We start from the raw sequence: 15,226 nt of genomic DNA, 5'->3' as shown, positions 1-15,226 counted from the left end.
TGTGAAGCCAGAAATCAAACAGTGCCAACGTTTTGAATTTCTAGCCTTGAGTTATCAATTCAGCTTCAAAACTAAAAACTAAAAACTGGCTACCAAAGCCAACAACTCATTCCTGACAGCAGACTGTCGTTATCCCAAGGTTGCCAGGATATCTTTTTCGGACAGTAGAACGTATTCGTCACCCCCCAGCTTGAGATCGGTTCCGGCATACTTGGAGTAAAGAACCTTATCTCCTGCACTGACTTCAGGGGCTTGACGGCTACCGTCGTCATTGCGCTTACCCGGACCGACAGCCGTAATTTCGCCAACCTGAGGCTTTTCTTTTGCGGTATCGGGCAACAAAATACCGCCAGCCGTTGTTTCTTCAGATGCGCTGACTTTGACCAACACGCGATCGCCCAAGGGAGTCACGCTAGACGCACTCAAAGTAATAGCAGCCATTACAAATTCTCCAGAATCGCTAACACCAATGTGATTGTGTGCTTGCCTAGAAGAGGCAACTTTCTAACATTACCTTCTGAGTTAGCACTCTCACACTCCGAGTGCTAATTTAGAACCCTACCGGGGCTAACCACAACAGTTACTTGGGTGTGGTTTCCCGAACTTTGGTGAGCAAGCGCGAATAAGTTGATATCAATGCGTTAGACATGTGCCCGCTATGAAACTACGTTGGCTTGCTACGCTGTTCGCTGTTGGAGGCGGTCTGAATTTAGTCGGGCCAAGTTTGCAGAGGGCGATCGCGAGTCCGATCATTCCAGAGGCGGGAAGTCCGACACAGGTTGTCCAGTCGGGCAACGAGTTTACCATCACTGGGGGTGTCACGTCTGGAGATGGTCAGGCTCTGTTCCATTCTTTTGAGCAGCTGGGCCTGTCGCAGGAACAGATCGCAACGTTCTTAGCACAGCCCGAGGTGCACTCTATTTTGGGGCGTGTTGTGGGGGGCGACGCCTCCTATATTGATGGGCTATTGCAGGTAAGCGGCACAACGGCTGACTTGTACCTAATCAATCCAGCAGGCATTTTATTTGGGCCCAATGCCCAACTAGACCTCTCAGGCTCTTTTGCGGCAACGACGGCTAGCGGCATTCAGTTTGAGGATGGCATTTTCGATGCGATCGCCGCCAATGACTACAGCCCGCTATCGGGATCACCTGTCGGATTAGTTTTTACCGATGTGACAGGCAGTATTGTCAATGCAGCTGATCTGGGCGTCATGCCGGGCGAATCGATCATGCTGGTGGGCGGGCAGGTCATTTCGACAGGCACGCTGACGACACCGGGCGGAGAAATTACAATCGCCGCAATCCCTGAAGCTGGCGTTGTTCGTATCAGTCATCCTGACGGAGTGCTCAGTCTTGAATTAGCAGCTCTGCCAGCAGGGACTGTTCGGCGAGATGCGTCGGTGACGCCCCTATCATTACCAGCGCTACTAACAGGTCCCAATGGAACTGCGGCAACTGGATTAATGGTGCAGCCAGATGGCACAGTTCTCTTAACCAATGACGGTACGGCTATTCCGAATCAGGTTGGCACTGCGATCGCCTCTGGTTCACTCAATGTCTCCGATTCGGTCGGCGGATCTGTCACAGTCGTGGGTGATCGTGTTGCCCTCCTCGATGCCACCGTCAATGCATCTGGCAATCATGGTGGGGGCTTGGTCCGAATTGGTGGCGATCTACAGGGCAGTGAAACTCTATTCTCATCCCGTTTGACGGTTGTGGATGCTGATAGTGCGATTGCGGTGGATAGCACCCTGCTGGGCAATGGCGGACAAGCGATCGTTTGGTCAGATGAAATAACAGCTTTCTATGGTGATATTTCTACTAGAGGGGGAACAACAGGGGGCGATGGTGGATTTATTGAAGTGTCAGGTCGGCAAGCGCTGACTTTTCGGGGCGATGTGGACACAACTGCTGTGCAGGGAACCACAGGCACTCTACTCCTTGATCCCGAAAACATTGTCATCCGCGACGGTCTGTTGGATGGTGACGACAGCGATCTGGATGACAGCCTCTTGAGCGAAACCACGATTGATAGTGCTGATCTCGGTCCAACAGAGATTTACGAATCGGAGTTAGAAGGACTAGCGGGTTCCACAGACATCTCTTTGCAGGCCAGCGACACCATCATCATTGATGACCTCAGTGATGATGCGCTCACGTTTGATACCGATAGCCCTAACCCAGGCAGCATCACATTCATTGCCGGAAACGAATTTCGCACACTGGACACTAACGATGTCATTGAAGCACCGATGCGATCACTCACAATTACTGCCAACACCATCACAACCGGGCCGTTAGATACTTCCGAGCCTAACGATATGGGCGGTGATGTAACCCTGACTGCGGCAGGCGCGATCGCGGTTGGTGATGTGATTACGCAAGGTGACGCAATTGGTGATGGTAGCGGTGATGTCACGATCACAGGCGGCAGTGTTCGAACAGGGAGAATTGATGCAGGCGGCGGATTTTTGGACGATAGCCGGGTGGAACTAACAGCCACGGTGGATGACGTTATCGTCGATACGATTACAGCCGGAGGAGGTGGGCTAGAGATCAATGCTGCTCGACGATTTCAAGCCCTAGAGACATTTGATGCGTTTGTCCGTATTACCCTTGATTCTTCTACTGATGCGGCTCTAATTGACTTCTTGACACAAGGAAATCCTCAGCCGCTCATTGATGCGGGCTTAGTGGATACCACCGAACAGGTTCTGTTCACACTCCCTACAAGCATCTCAGTCAGTCCCGATTCCGGCGGCGGTGCGATCGTCATTCGTCATGGAGGCGCAGCTAACACCTTCAACGATGGCAATATCTCTATTGAGGGCACGGGCAACTTCCCCGAGATTCAGTTCGTTGCAGGTCCTAACGACGATCACACCATTGAGATTGACGCTAGCATTCCAAGTGCCAACTTCGTCGGGTTTACACCGCTTTTCCCGAGCGGCATGTTTCCAGAAAACGCCAGTGGGGCAACCGGCGCGATTCTGCGTGGACAAGGGGATGCCACTCTGGTGACGTCATTTCAAAATATTCCTTTCGTTCCAGGGGCGGACATGCCCGAAATTGATCCACCGGTTGTCGATCCACCGGTTGTCGATCCGCCAGAAAACCCAGAGACTCCAACCATGCCGCCCGATATTCCCAGCGGCGGAGAGATGCCTGACACTGGGGCTGAGACTCCTCCCGACACCGGTGGTGAGTCCTCCGAAGTTCCTAGCGGCGATATTCCTGACAGTGCTGGTGACGATGTTCCTGATAGTTCTGGTGGTGAAGGAACACCTGACGGTGGAGGTGGCGAAGACACATCCGATGACTCAGGCAATGCTGAAGCAGAGACTAGCGAGCTAGATAACCTGTCAGATGAGGATTCTGAAGAACCGACAAATTCTTCTGGAGCCGCCCGAAGCTCTTACATCACAGACGAGCGAGAACCCCAAGACTGTCAGTCAACGATTAGCGATCGCTCTCCAGAAGCCGTCGAGATTTCTACAGTCTGCCCTTTACCTAACTCTGAGTAGGACCCACATGCTGCTGAGCGTTGGTTAGAAAAGGGGTGCAGTTTGCCTGCAACGCGTCGCGACATGGATAGCATCCGGCAGCTCAAGTTGAGTTTTAGCTCTTGCTTGAGCGGCATCAATGAGAATTGAGCGATTCACCGGAACAACGGCTAGGTGTTTCGTGCTTCTAACAAACTGCTTACAGATCACTTGCTGCTCGGCATCGTCTCGCTGCATCGGTTTAACTAACACCTCTGCCAGCGTTAATTTGCTGGTGACCGCAGCTAGTATACATCGCACCCTACAATTTCTCGAATCAGCCGTTTGAGGCTCTTGGCTTTGCCAAAAACTTCCTCGAATCGCTCTCGGCTCTCAATAGTCAATACATCCAGGATGACGTTGCTATCAACCAAAATGACGGTCATGCAGGGTCGCGGGTGTAGTGCAGAATTTCGTCAGTACTCAGGTTGGCGGTGGCTCGACCGCGCAGGTTGGCGATCAGTTGTGCACCTTTTGATGGGGGTTGTGGTTGTTGCACTTGCAGGGTGTTACCCACAACCTGTATCTGTACTTCAGCTCCTGGAGACAACCCAAGCTGAGCTAATAATTCAGCCGGAATTGTAATTTGCCCTTGTTCGTCAAGATGCAGTGTAACCATCTTCAAACCTCCCAGGCTTCTCCTATCATCGCACTATTCTTTTATCTCCCTAAACCGCACAATCCGCAGCATCTCTTCCGAGTCGTCCAGGTTTTTGAAGTGGGACCAGCGGAGGTGCTGTTGACCAGGACCAAAGGTGGGGTTTTGTATGTCGCAATCTAATCGTTGGGCCTTACGCTCCTTGGCCTGCTCCAGGTCGTCCAGGCGCTTGATAAATAGCAGGTAGGAGATCTGCTCAATCACCGACAGCGGGTTGCTGATGCCGTTATTCCAGAACGTCGTCCAAAGTCTATCAACCTTGGATTTCAAGTCGCCTGTGATCATTCGCGTTGACTCCCTTCCAATATCACAGTCAAGACAGTGATCGCCTTTTGAATAGGGCTCTCAAAGACGCTGACTACTGTTTGGCTATTGTGGCTTAAAGCCTTCATGGCTGTCACTTTTGCAACCTTTGCTCACAATCAGTTAGAGGCAAGGCCACGCTCAGGTATTGCGGAAAACGAATGGAGCGGGTGACGGTTGGCCTATCGCTTGAGCCAAGCCAGCTTTTCCCGATACAGCGCAGCTTCCTTGGCTTTGTGGGTTCGCTCAATACAATGCTGTAAGTCACAGCGCTCAGAGCACTGGTCCCACACTAAGACCCGGCACTAATTTCAGACACATCTTGGAAAAATCCCGGTGTGCTACTTCATCAGAAAAAAACACCGTCCGATTTACCCCCTTCCCACCAGTTCTCTTGATGTCAGCGATATTCGTGAGCAAGTAGAAACTTGCCGAGACGATGTAGCTTGGAGTGAGTTGCCACTTGCAGCAAAGCTTCGGGTCTTAATCAAGGAACGATTGGCTCAGATCCTTCAGGAGAATGGAGATACCTAGCAGCTGTGGACGATGCTTTGTTATTGCATAGCTTTTAGTACAGGGAAAGAGACCAAAAACGCTTGCAAATCCAATTAAAAGAAGTCCCTGAAGCTTTACACAGCAGGGCTTTTAGAGAGAAGCTGGTGACAGGACTCGAACCTGCGACCGGCTGATTACAAATCAGCAGCTCTACCAACTGAGCTACACCAGCACACTGGACATATAGCATACCAAACTAAACGCCTTCGAGTAAGGCACTTGGCTGAGAAAATGCAGCTTTTTAAAGTGTATAGTTTAAGCCCTCTGGACTTTGCACCAAACAGCATCTGGAGGCTCTGCTGTCTTCGTGCGATCGCTCATCTGATCGGTCTGACAAACTAAGAGGAGTGGCCTATCTTAAGCTTTGTTGTTTTCAATTGCCCAACGAGCGAGTTCAGTACGATTGTGTAAACCAGTCTTACCCAGCATGTTGCTGACGTGGCTTTCAATCGTTCGCTGACTTACCTGTAGCTCTTCCGCAATTTCTCGGTTCGCCATGCCTCGGGCCACAAACTGCACCACTTTGAGTTCGGTTGGAGTGAGTTCAACATCAAAAGGTACGCTGATGGTAGGAGCAGAAGACGAACCTCGCACCTGTTGACGAATCAGCCGTGAAGCCTGCTTCAAGGAAGACTCCACTTGGGCAACCAACTCCTCTGGCTCAAATGGCTTCACCATGTAGACATCAGCCCCAGTATTTAGACCCTTGACCCGATCTTGGCTCTGCCCCTTGGCCGAGAGAAACAATAGCGGAATCCATTCAGTTTCTGGATTTTCACGCACATGTTCCACAAACGCATAGCCGTCCATCTCTGGCATCATGACATCACAAATGATCATGTCAGGACTGTTGCCATTCAAAATATCGAGAGCTTCCCGACCGTTTTCTGCTGTGATGACTTGGTATCCCCGAAATTCCAGATAGTCTTTGACTAGCAAGATCAAATTAGGATCGTCATCAATGAGCAATAGTGTCTTCTGATCCCCGGCATTCCCGTCTTTCATGTTGACCTGCTTATCTAAAAACCAATGTCAATTAACCCTACTACAGAGTACCCAACCTGATGAAATAGAAGACGCAGAGAACGAAAAATCATCGAATCTGCCAACTGTGTATAGTTTGTTTACGTATGTACCACCTATGTCTGATTCTTAGTGATGAGTATCCTAACAGCTTCAACAATTCATGTGTCTATAGATTAGCTAAAGCGTTTACGGTTTGAACAGAACACCGCTCAAGAGCGCACTCTGTTGGTTGCAGAACACTACATTTATGTGGCTTCCTAAGCATCTTCGTGCAGTGTCGGTAGTGGCGCCAGGGGGTGGGATAGAAAGGCATATTCCTCAACAACTCTATTGTGGATGAGGTGCTCCTGGATAATTTGCTCGATCGTCTCAGGATGGGCACTGTGATACCAAACGCCGTCAGGATAAACGAGTAGAATCGGTCCTTGTTGACAAACTTGTAAACAGTTAGCCTTAGTCCGAAAAACGCAGATTGGCTGGCTTGCAGTTGGAGTAGTGAGCTGTAGCTCTTTAAGCCGTTGCTTCAAATAGTTCCAGGCTGTGATGCTGGCAGCTCTATCACAACATTTCGGTTTGGTTTGGTCAGCACATAGGAAAACATGACGAGTGATGGACGGCAGACCCAATGATTTCACGGTCTGTTTGAGAGCCGTTGTAGAGGGTTTGGCAGAGTCTGAAGGTGTTGCCATACTCAAGTCTCAACTGGCGTATCCGAAGCTGCTGGAGTGTTCACGGTGTCCATAGGTTCAGCTGTTTCTGTCTCAGGAGCGATCGCTTCTACAGCTGAGGAATCCTCTTTAGGGGAGGTCTCTTTTAGAGATTCATTCTTATCTACAGGACGAATTCGACGGATTGGCAAATTGGCGATCAGGGCAGTCATACGTTCATCATTTTCCAGGGTGAATTCCAATCCCTCAGTCTCAATCTCGACATATCGAGAAACGACTTCCAAAATTTCCTGGCGCATCTTTTCCACCATTTCAGGCGAAAGATCGGTGCGATCGTGGGCTAAAACGAATTGCAAGCGACGCTTGACCGCTGTACGGCTTGTCTCTGTACGACCTCTGTTGAAAAGCCGTTCTAACAGTTCACTCAGCATGGGCAAATAATCAAGAGACGGACAGGTAGACTTGCGGCGATTGATTTAGCCTCTAAAAAGGCGACGAAATCTTGAAAACAAATCATCGTGAGGGGCACTGAGATCCATAAAGGGTACCTTCTCCCCCAGCATCCGTCTGGCAATGTTAGCAAACGCAACTCCAGCAAGAGACAAATTTTTCTCCAGAATTAGCGGCTCACCTCGGTTTGTGGAAACAATAACGCGCTCATCGTCGGGAATAATGCCCAAAAGAGGAATCGCCAAGATATCTTGCACGTCTTGCACCGACATCATTTGTTCTTCTTGCACCATGGCAGGCTTAATGCGGTTGATGACCAAGCGCTTCGCCTTAACGTCGTTGGCTTCGAGTAGTCCAATGACTCGATCAGCGTCTCGAACGGCAGAAATTTCAGGTGTCGTTACGATAATGGCTTCTCGGGCAGCTGCGATCGCGTTTCTAAATCCCCCTTCGATTCCAGCTGGGCAATCAATGAAGACAAAGTCAATCCCTTCAGCTTTAAGCTTAGACACCAGCTCAGACATCTGTTCAGGATTAATAGACTCTTTAGACCGGTTCTGAGCAGCGGGCAACAAAGCTAAATTGGGTTGCCGCTTATCTTTAACCAAGGCTTGTTCTAATCGACAGTCGCCTGCCAACACGTCAAGCGCAGTATAAACAATACGATTTTCTAGCCCCAATAGGAGATCGAGGTTTCGCAAACCAAAGTCAGCATCAATGACAACGATCCGTTGACCCTTCTGAGCCAATGCCATTCCCAGGTTGGCAGTACATGTGGTTTTGCCAACACCACCTTTACCAGATGTCAAAACAACTACGCGGGTCATAGAGAATCTAATAGGTTTCTGCGAAAAGTCTACTGTTTGTTTCTGCGTCAGTTGGTCGTTACCAAATACAGACGTATTTGTGTTTGATTATCGCTTACTGTGGACCCATTTCAGAGACATCTCGTGCCATGGAAAAAACACACAGAACCTGCCTTAGATCATCACTTCTCAAGCGATCGCATTACGCCCAGTTGAGGTTGCAGCCTATCACAGAAAGCCGCAGTATCGACGTTACGCATAGGCAAAAAAACTTTGACTGACCCGGAAAGCCTGTAGATTTCCTTTCATCCATCCCTAGATCGAGGTTTTTCAGCCATCAGAGACGCTTGGCTAAAAGGAGAATCTACACGCAGGTATCGAGACAGCCAATAAACGCAGACATAGAACGGCCCGGTATCGAGTAGGGCAGCAATGAGCTTAAAAGCATAGCCATACCCCACAAACGTAATCAGTTGCGGCCAGAGATTTTGAGCCGGATCAATGGGCAGAACCCCCGCGAGGAAATGGCTAATCAAAATAACGGCAGTGGTATCAACCAATTGACTAATTAAAGTAGAGCCATTGTTGCGCAGCCAAAGATATCGGCCTTGTGTTAGTTCCTTCCAAAAGTGAAAAAGCTGGACGTCTACAAACTGAGCTGTGAGATAGGCAATCATGGAAGCGGTAACAGTGCCAAAGGTCAAGCTGCGAATTTCAAAAAATACAGGCAGGCGGTCAGCCGCATCTCGAACAATATCGCCGGTTATTGGATCAATCGATTCGAATCCAGGCAATACGCCGCCTAACCAAATAATGAACACAACCCAAAGATTGAGCAATAACCCCATCCCAACCACTTGATTAGCACGCCGCCGTCCGTACAGTTCAGAAATCAGATCTGTGCACAAAAACGTCAAGGGGTAAGGAAGCGCTCCAACAGCGACCGTTACAGCAAAATCATCCCAGGTGAAAATTTTCACGAACCGACTGATACCCAGGATGTTTAGCATCCCTAAAGTCCCTAAAAACAGCCCTGACAAAACTAAAAACACCACAATCCGCCGCTCTTGAACGTTGTCAGGAACGATATCAGCAGCAGAGGGAGATGTTCGGTCTTCGACGCTAATCGCCATACGACCTCAGAGGTATACGCTTTGCGACTCTACAAAAATAAGCCATAAAGCCTTTAATCATCGAACCATCAGAAACAACTCTGCAAGTTCGGACAACCACCTAACTCACGATTAGGCTATTTGATGCTAGAGTTAACTCATACTCATTATGACTTTATATTAGAAGGCGGCAGGAGGTTTCATGGTTAAGTTGGTAGGCATTGCTGGAAGCTTGCGAAAGGGATCTTATAGCCACCAAGCTTTGGCGATCGCAGTTCAAAAAGCCCAAGCATTAGGCGCAGAGGCCACTGTATTGGATCTGCGTCATCTTGATTTGCCGTTTTGTGATGGCAGCAAGGAGTATGGCGACTATCCAGATGTTGCAAAATTGCAGCAAACGGTCAAAGAGGCAGACGGTTTGATTTTAGTAACGCCGGAATATCACGGCAGCGTTAGCGGAGTGCTGAAGAATGCGCTGGATCTAATGAGCTTTGATGAGCTGTCGGATAAGGTGGTTGGTGCTATTAGCGTGCTAGGCGGACAGTCTAATAGCAACGCTTTGAATGATCTTCGAAAGATTGCTCGCTGGGTGCACGCCTGGGTGATTCCTGAGCAGGTTGCGATCGGGCAAGCTTGGAAAGCTTTCAACGAAGACGGCAAATTAGTTGACGAGAAGCTTAATGAGCGGTTGAGCCAGTTTGTAGAAAGTCTGGTAACCAACACTCAAAAGCTCAAAGGATGAATGGAGTCTGTCAAGAAAACTATTAAGGATAGATGGCTGAAAATAAACCAAGACGATGAGGGTCTATGGTGTGTAAAAGATGACCTTCACCTTCTGCCTACTGGTTGAGAAGTCTCTATGGAACGAATGAATTTTAAGTTCTCACTTTTGAGTTTTGAATGATTGAGTCATCGGCGAATCCAAAGCTCAAAGTTGACACTTAAACAAGTTCCCGTTCCTATGACAACCCTGCGCTTCTGGTTTTGTTGAAACTTCGTATCAAACATTACTTGCTTCTGGGAGATAAATACACTACCATCAACAACCATAGCTGTCTCCGTGCAGCTTGATCCCCGGAAGCTGGTTGACGGCACTGGGATGGTGTTAGCGCACCTCCCAGCACCTTACCCGCAGACAGTCCCCGCCTGTCGTTACGGGCTATGCCTATTCTAGGCTGCCCTACACTCGCTACTGTCTAGGAACAACTGAGACTTCGGGAATCCACCAAACTCGATTCTTTGGAGGAATCCCCTGTGATACATATCCAATACTTTGCACCGTCTTCTCATATGGAAACGGTGCCACCTTCGTTACCTGAGGAGTCGTCGGATTCACCGAGACGACATAAACGGTTGCGACTATACCTGGTTGGTACAGAAGCCGATACTCAAAGCGCTATTGATCTGTTTCACCTACGACGCTGTATTGAGCGCATCGAATGGAGTCCTAAAATTGACGTGCCAGAAAATGGCGTCTTGATTCGGCAAGATCCGGGCGACGTTTTAAGATATTTGCAGCGCGATCGCATATTCGAATAGCGCAAATCTCTGCACCCTGGCACGACAGTGGATTCTGCTGGGGTGCCAGGGTGCAGATGACAGACGCATGCTGGGGCACCCAATAGTATTCAGGTACTTGGCGTATAGCCAGATGCGTATAGCCAGATGGCTTGCCGGGCTTGTCCTAACGGGATTGGCGACGGCTGTAGAAGCAATGCCTACCGTTCCTATCCTTTGGAGAACAGGCCAGTGAGAATTTGTGTCGTACAGACAAAACCTACCAAGGGCGATATTGCTAAAAATATTGAGCAACACAAATTTTTTTTAGAACTAGCCATTGCAGAGCAAGCTGATCTGGTTATTTTCCCAGAGCTGTCCCTGACAGGATACGAGCCTTCCCTTGCGGAAGGACTGGCAATGCATCCAAGCGATCGCAAATTAGACGAGTTTCAAGCCATTAGCGATGCCCAAAACACTATCATTGGCGTTGGCGTACCCACCAGGACCAATCGTGGGGTTTGTATTAGCTTGGTTCTCTTTCAACCAGAGCAGGAGAGACGAGTTTACTCCAAACAATACCTACACTCCGACGAAGAACCATTCTTTGTAAAAGGGCAAAGTTTCTCCGCGTTCAATGTCAAAGGCTGCAAGATTGCTCTCGCCATCTGTTATGAATTATCAATCTCAGACCATGCAGAACAGGCCCATAAAAGTGGTGCGCAAGTTTACGTTGCCAGTGTTGCAAAAACGATGAGCGGCGTTGAGCAAGCTAGTGAACGGCTCATCCATGTCGCTCGTCAGTACTCAATTCCTGTCTTGATGTCGAACTGCATTGGGCTAGCAGATGATTTTGAAAGTGCAGGACACTCATCTATCTGGAATCGTGAGGGTACTCTCATTGAGCAATTGGATAGCGCAGGTGAGGGAATTCTCATCTACGATACCAATACACAGAGCGTTACTAAAGCACAAACTAATTTTGACCCCACCATCGTCTCGTGTAGCTCATAGCTCTGATCCAACTGCTGAAGACAACTAGAACTGACGACTCCACTCTTTGGGCCAGCGCTCAACAACAACCTTGGTTTGCGTGAAGAATTCCACCGCGTGATGGCTTTGCCCGTGGAGATCGCCAAAGAAGCTATCTTTCCAACCGCTGAAGGGAAAGAATGCCATTGGTGCTGCAACGCCAATGTTGATGCCAATATTGCCAGCTTCCGCTTCGTAGCGAAACTTGCGGGCAGCGGCTCCGCTGCTAGTAAAAAGACATGCCATGTTTCCCCAAGGACTTTGATTAACCAGCGCGATCGCCTCATCAACCGTCTCCACCGACATCAATCCCAACACTGGCCCGAAAATTTCTGTATGGGCAATCTCGCCATCAGGGGGAATATTGTCTAAAACAGTGGGCGTTACAAAATTTCCATGATCTAGCCCAGTGATTTGAGGATTGCGGCCATCGACTAGAATCTTGGCTCCCTCATTTACCCCGGACTGAATCAACGACTCAATACGGGCTTTGCTCTGAGCAGAAATGACGGGTCCCATTTGGACGTCTGCATTAAGTCCATTGCCTGTGACACGAGTAGCCGCTGCGTCTGCGATCGCTTCGATAAACCGTGTTTGTGCTTCGCCTACAGTCACGGCCAAAGAGGCTGCCAAACAGCGCTGTCCAGCGCAGCCAAAAGCGCTATCTGCCACGATTCGAGTTGTCATCTCCATGTCAGCATCAGGCAGGATAATCACCGGATTCTTAGCCCCTCCCTGACACTGCACCCGCTTACCATGAGCCGCAGCTTGGGCGTAGACGTGGCGAGCGACTGGAGACGAGCCTACGAAACTGATGGCACGAATTTTCGGATGCTGAAGAATAGCATCTACTGTTTCCTTGGCTCCATTGACAAGATTGATAACTCCTGGTGGAAATTCTGCCTGATCGATCAGCTCAAAAATTAGCTGTAGGGTCATCGGCACTTTTTCAGAAGGTTTTACCAAGTAGGTGTTGCCACAGGCGATCGCATAGGGCATAAACCAGAAGGGAATCATTGCTGGAAAGTTGAAGGGGGCGATCGCAGCAGCTACCCCTAAGGGCTGACGAATCATAAATTCATCGATTCCCCGAGCAATATCTTCCAGAACAGTGCCCTGCATCGTGGTTGGGATACCGCAAGCAACTTCAACATTTTCGATTGCTCGCTGAAGTTCTCCCCGTGATTCTTTAAGTGTCTTGCCGCACTCCTGCGTAATGAGACGAGCGATTTCATCGGCATGAACTTCTAGTAGCCCCTTTAGCTTAAATAGCGGCTGCACTCTCTCTGTTGGTGGCACTCGTCGCCAAATCTCAAAAGCTTCGGCAGCTAAGTCTGTAGCTTGGTTAACTTCCTCTGCTGGGGATAGTGGCACATAGCTCAGAATTTCTGCTGTGGCAGGATTCTTTACGGGAATCTGTTCATTTGCACTAGAAAGCCGCCATTCTCCGTTGACATAATTCTTGAGCAGCGCTTGAGACATTCTTCTGGTGGGGAGACCCTGTATCTAAACATGTGATGTCTAGTCTATTCCTTCGTGGAACTCATTTCAGGGTGACGAGCGGCAGAGTAAGTATCTCCGTCTAAACTCACTGCTCCTGCGCCAGCGTAAATCACCATCAAAAGCCCTCCAATCAACCCCAAATTCTTCAGAAAAGGCGTCAACTGACTGGTATCGGCAATAGGATTGTGAAAAACCAATGTTGCGGGGATTAGAAACAAAACGAGCAAAGTTGCACCGATGCTTACTTTGTATCCCAAGATGAGGGAGAGGGCACCCAAAAGCTGGAACACGATAGTGCCAATAGCCAGTACAGGAGCCAAGGGCAATACCTGAGCGATTGAGTCTACGAATCCTGAAAAACCGATAGCATGCTTAATTCCCGCATTCAAAAAAATGAGCGCCAGGGCGATGCGGGCAATGAGGGGCAGATATTTCATCACAAATACACTCAACTTTTAGGGGTGAATACGCTGGAGTCAATCGAACCTTCAAGTAGCTGTTTTGGCGATCGCGACGTTCTAAACTTTCGTTAATCGTCCGAAACTATCACGAAACTAATTCAGCCGTTATCGGTATTCCATAAGATAGAGATTCGGTCTTATCAGCATCTTAAAAAGGCGGGAGACTTACCCCTTCCATCGAAAGTATGAGATTGTCTGCCACTACTTGTGTCCCCGAGAGGAAGCGGTATGACGGATTTGAGATGAGACTTGCCGAATAGCGCGATCGCCCAACAGATAATTTTGTATCCAGGTCAGCAATACAAACAATCGGTTGCGATATCCCGGTAGATAAGTGAGATGGACGATTAGCCACATGATCCAAGCCCCAAAACTACCAAAGTCGATACCTGCAATGCGTCCTACCCCTCCATAGCCACCAACAATAGCTAAGCGACCTTTGTTCCAATACCCAAAAGGTTGGGGAAGTTTGCCTTTGAGCTGTCGACGAATATTGTACGCAGTCGTAACCCCTTGTTGTAGGGCTTCGGGGGCGACCCCTGACAACGGCTTTCCAAGCCTTTCGAAGTAAGCTACATCACCAATAGCATAAACATTCGGATGACTCATCAATTGGAGCGTATCACGGACAACCAGCTTTCCCTTCGACGCTTCTTTCACAGGTTGCGCTAAGTCCGGTTGAGCAGCCTGAATACCAGCTGCCCAAACAACCGTTGCCGTATTAAAAATCTGCTGGTTTGATAGGGTAGCAGATGCAGCAGTTACTTCGGCCATCTTGACATTTAGATGTACCTCAACACCCATTCTTTCCAGTTTTCGATGAGTATAATTGCCCAATTGCTGAGAAAATTCAGGCAAAAGACTGGAGGCAGACTGTACTAGAACAATCCGTTCCAATCCGATTAATTCGGAAAAATCACGTCGAAAGGCTCCCTGTAGCAGTTCCGCAAGTGCGCCTGCAACTTCTACACCTGTTGCCCCCCCCCCAACAATGACAAAGGTCAAGAGCCGTTGTCGCTCTTCAATCTCTTTTACGATCGCAGCCTGCTCAAAGCAACAAAGGATATGGTCACGCAGCGCGATCGCCCCTTGCAGTGATTTCAGCGTAAACGTATGCTCCTGAGCACCCGGCACCCCGTGATAGCTGGGCTGAGTGCCTGTTGCAATAACCAAGTACTCATACGGAACAAGGCCAGCATGAGTGCCAACGAGCTTGTTGTCGAAATCAATGCGGTCTACAGCAGCCTGCAAGAAGCGGACATTCTTCATCCCTCTCAGTTTGGTCCGAATAGGATAAGCAACTAGAGTTGGCTCTAACTGACCAGTCGCGACCTGATAAATGAGAGGAGTAAACGTACTGTAATTATTACGGTCTATAAGGATGACGTCTGCATTCGCTCCAGATAGAGACTGTGCTGTCTGGAATCCACCAAATCCAGCACCGACAACAACAACGCGATCGCGCTGCACCTGACGGTGATCTTTAGCCATAACGTCCCCTTAACTGGGAAAGACTTTTCGTCAAGCTATGTGACACCATGAGTGTTCTGTATCTATCAAAAGACAGATCATCGGTAATCGTTTACCTGTTGATCATAGACGCAGATAGGC

General features: G+C 49.0%; 17 protein-coding genes and 1 tRNA gene. 4 read left to right on the top strand and 14 right to left on the bottom strand.

What is annotated here, in order from left to right:
* Positions 1-129: 129 nt before the first annotated feature.
* Positions 130-441 carry a co-chaperone GroES gene (gene groES / locus PN498_RS19870; RefSeq protein WP_272065047.1) on the bottom strand — a complete coding sequence of 104 codons (312 nt, stop codon included), beginning with the start codon at positions 439-441 and terminating at the stop codon, positions 130-132.
* A gap of 217 nt (positions 442-658) precedes the next feature.
* On the opposite strand from groES, the gene PN498_RS19865 reads away from it, so the two are divergent.
* Positions 659-3,526, top strand: coding sequence for a two-partner secretion domain-containing protein (locus tag PN498_RS19865; RefSeq protein WP_272065046.1), 2,868 nt, complete (start codon positions 659-661; stop codon positions 3,524-3,526).
* Between the two features lie 24 nt (positions 3,527-3,550).
* Here PN498_RS19865 and PN498_RS19860 read toward each other — a convergent pair whose 3' ends face one another.
* From PN498_RS19860 to PN498_RS19815, 10 genes are all read right to left on the bottom strand, one after another.
* Positions 3,551-3,805, bottom strand: a complete 255-nt coding sequence (locus PN498_RS19860; RefSeq protein WP_272065044.1) for a type II toxin-antitoxin system VapC family toxin — start codon at positions 3,803-3,805, stop codon at positions 3,551-3,553.
* Positions 3,790-3,930 (bottom strand): hypothetical protein, encoded by a 141-nt coding sequence (locus PN498_RS19855; RefSeq protein ID WP_272065042.1) that lies wholly within the window; start codon positions 3,928-3,930, stop codon positions 3,790-3,792. The genes PN498_RS19860 and PN498_RS19855 overlap by 16 nt, the downstream gene beginning before the upstream one ends.
* Positions 3,927-4,163: an AbrB/MazE/SpoVT family DNA-binding domain-containing protein gene (locus PN498_RS19850; protein WP_272065041.1), complete on the bottom strand. Its 237-nt coding sequence runs from the start codon at positions 4,161-4,163 to the stop codon at positions 3,927-3,929. The genes PN498_RS19855 and PN498_RS19850 overlap by 4 nt, the downstream gene beginning before the upstream one ends.
* A 33-nt stretch (positions 4,164-4,196) precedes the next feature.
* Positions 4,197-4,487 (bottom strand): type I restriction-modification system subunit M N-terminal domain-containing protein, encoded by a 291-nt coding sequence (locus PN498_RS19845; protein ID WP_272065040.1) that lies wholly within the window; start codon positions 4,485-4,487, stop codon positions 4,197-4,199.
* 672 nt (positions 4,488-5,159) lie between these two features.
* Positions 5,160-5,232: transfer RNA gene (locus PN498_RS19840), tRNA-Thr, on the bottom strand.
* A 185-nt stretch (positions 5,233-5,417) separates the two neighbouring features.
* The gene (locus tag PN498_RS19835) at positions 5,418-6,065 is read right to left on the bottom strand and encodes a response regulator transcription factor (protein ID WP_272065039.1); all 648 of its coding nucleotides are present in this window, start codon (positions 6,063-6,065) and stop codon (positions 5,418-5,420) included.
* Positions 6,066-6,343: 278 nt separating this feature from the next.
* Complete coding sequence (locus tag PN498_RS19830) at positions 6,344-6,775, bottom strand: (2Fe-2S) ferredoxin domain-containing protein (protein WP_272065038.1); 432 nt, start codon at positions 6,773-6,775, stop codon at positions 6,344-6,346.
* A 2-nt stretch (positions 6,776-6,777) separates the two neighbouring features.
* Positions 6,778-7,185 carry a cell division topological specificity factor MinE gene (gene minE, locus PN498_RS19825; RefSeq protein ID WP_272065037.1) on the bottom strand — a complete coding sequence of 136 codons (408 nt, stop codon included), beginning with the start codon at positions 7,183-7,185 and terminating at the stop codon, positions 6,778-6,780.
* A 45-nt stretch (positions 7,186-7,230) separates the two neighbouring features.
* Complete coding sequence (gene minD, locus PN498_RS19820; protein WP_272065035.1) at positions 7,231-8,031, bottom strand: septum site-determining protein MinD; 801 nt, start codon at positions 8,029-8,031, stop codon at positions 7,231-7,233.
* Positions 8,032-8,315: 284 nt separating this feature from the next.
* A complete protein-coding gene (locus tag PN498_RS19815) occupies positions 8,316-9,143 on the bottom strand; it encodes a queuosine precursor transporter (protein WP_272065033.1) in 828 nt (275 codons plus the stop codon).
* Between the two features lie 181 nt (positions 9,144-9,324).
* Between PN498_RS19815 and PN498_RS19810 the strand changes: the two genes are divergently transcribed.
* The 3 genes from PN498_RS19810 (at position 9,325) to PN498_RS19800 (ending at position 11,633) form a co-directional block, all read left to right on the top strand.
* On the top strand, positions 9,325-9,864 hold the full coding sequence (locus PN498_RS19810; protein ID WP_272065031.1) for an NADPH-dependent FMN reductase: 540 nt from the start codon (positions 9,325-9,327) through the stop codon (positions 9,862-9,864).
* Between the two features lie 512 nt (positions 9,865-10,376).
* Entirely contained in the window at positions 10,377-10,661 is a 285-nt protein-coding gene (locus PN498_RS19805; RefSeq protein ID WP_272065030.1) for a hypothetical protein, read from the top strand.
* Between the two features lie 210 nt (positions 10,662-10,871).
* Positions 10,872-11,633 (top strand): carbon-nitrogen hydrolase family protein, encoded by a 762-nt coding sequence (locus PN498_RS19800; protein WP_272065028.1) that lies wholly within the window; start codon positions 10,872-10,874, stop codon positions 11,631-11,633.
* 24 nt (positions 11,634-11,657) lie between these two features.
* Here PN498_RS19800 and PN498_RS19795 read toward each other — a convergent pair whose 3' ends face one another.
* From PN498_RS19795 to PN498_RS19785, 3 genes are all read right to left on the bottom strand, one after another.
* Positions 11,658-13,133, bottom strand: coding sequence for a CoA-acylating methylmalonate-semialdehyde dehydrogenase (locus PN498_RS19795; RefSeq protein ID WP_272065026.1), 1,476 nt, complete (start codon positions 13,131-13,133; stop codon positions 11,658-11,660).
* A gap of 44 nt (positions 13,134-13,177) precedes the next feature.
* The gene (locus PN498_RS19790) at positions 13,178-13,591 is read right to left on the bottom strand and encodes a DoxX family protein (protein WP_272065024.1); all 414 of its coding nucleotides are present in this window, start codon (positions 13,589-13,591) and stop codon (positions 13,178-13,180) included.
* 225 nt (positions 13,592-13,816) lie between these two features.
* Positions 13,817-15,106 carry an NAD(P)/FAD-dependent oxidoreductase gene (locus PN498_RS19785; protein WP_272065023.1) on the bottom strand — a complete coding sequence of 430 codons (1,290 nt, stop codon included), beginning with the start codon at positions 15,104-15,106 and terminating at the stop codon, positions 13,817-13,819.
* Positions 15,107-15,226 lie beyond the last annotated feature (120 nt).

The organism is Oscillatoria sp. CS-180 (assembly GCF_028330965.1).
Classification (GTDB): Bacteria; Cyanobacteriota; Cyanobacteriia; order Phormidesmidales; family Phormidesmidaceae; genus Halomicronema.
This window is presented reverse-complemented; position numbering and strand designations above follow the sequence as displayed.